Below are 1192 nucleotides of genomic sequence, written 5' to 3'. Positions count from 1 at the left end.
GCGCCTACGTTCCGCTGAAGGAGATGTACCCCGTCGCCGACGTGCCGGTCGTGCAGATGTCCATGCCGACGCTTGATCCTCAGGGGTTGTTCGACCTCGGCATGTCGCTGGGGCCCTTGCGGGAGCGGGGCACGCTGATTGTCGGATCGGGATTCACGACGCACAACCTGCGCTGGTTCAATCCCGCCGGGGGACCGGACTCCGCCCCTCCCGCGGCCTCCAGCGAATTCGACCACTGGGCGGAGGAGGCCATGGCCCGCGGCGATGTTGACTCCATCCTCGACTTCCTGAACAAGGCACCCGCCGCCCGGGAAGCGCACCCCCGCAGCGAGCACTGGGCTCCGCTCTATGTTGTCCTCGGGGCTGCGTACGGCTCGGGAGACATCCAGGCCAGGACAGCAATCGACGGGTTCTGGTTCGGGTTGTCCAAGCGGTCGTGGACCCTGACGTAGCGGTCGCACAACGTAACAAGGGGAATGAACCGGACCGGGGTCCGGTTATTCCCGCCAGCGCCGGATCGCCGGCCAACCATAACGTGACGTGGCTTGACCACTGATGAGGAGCGCAACATGACGATTGCAGTAACGGGTGCGACAGGACAGCTGGGCAGGCTGGTCCTCGATGAACTGCTCACCAGCCAGGAACCGGACTCGCTGGTGGCCATCGTGCGCGACGCCGCGAAAGCCCGGGAGCTGGTTGCACGTGGCGTCCAGGTGCGCGTCGCGGACTATTCCGATCCCGCGGCTCTCGAGGCTGCGCTCACGGGCGTTGACAGGCTCCTGCTGGTTTCCGGAAGCGAGGTGGGCTCCCGGGTGGCGCAGCACGGCAACGTCATCGACGCGGCCAGGGCCGCCGGCGTCGGGTTCATCGCCTACACATCCGTCCTGGCCGCGGACACCACCGAACTGATCCTGGCGCCCGAGCACAAGGCAACAGAGGAGCTCATCCGCGCGTCGGGACTCGACAACACCATCCTGCGCAACGGCTGGTACACCGAAAACTACGCCCAGACCGTGGCAACGGCCAAGCAGACGGGCGCCGTCGTGGCCGCTGCCGGTGACGGCCGGGTGGCCAGCGCGACGCGGGCTGACTACGCGGCCGCGGCCGCGGCGGTGCTCAGCTCCGCCGGGCACGAGGGCCGCACGTACGAACTCTCCGGCGACTACGCCTGGGACTTCAAGGAACTGGCGAC

The 1192-nt window shown here is 67.6% G+C and carries 2 protein-coding genes; both read left to right on the top strand.

What is annotated here, in order from left to right:
- Positions 1-452: dioxygenase (locus LQV45_RS34090; RefSeq protein ID WP_230012276.1), on the top strand; the 452-nt coding region annotated here is incomplete at its 5' end.
- A 117-nt stretch (positions 453-569) separates the two neighbouring features.
- Positions 570-1192, top strand: a 623-nt coding sequence (locus tag LQV45_RS34085) for an NAD(P)H-binding protein (RefSeq protein ID WP_230012275.1), incomplete at its 3' end; no start/stop codon positions are given.

The sequence above is a fragment of the Microbacterium sp. Bi128 genome (assembly GCF_918698205.1).
The sequence above is the reverse complement of the archived record's forward strand: the minus strand, read 5'-3'. Positions and strand labels throughout refer to the sequence as shown.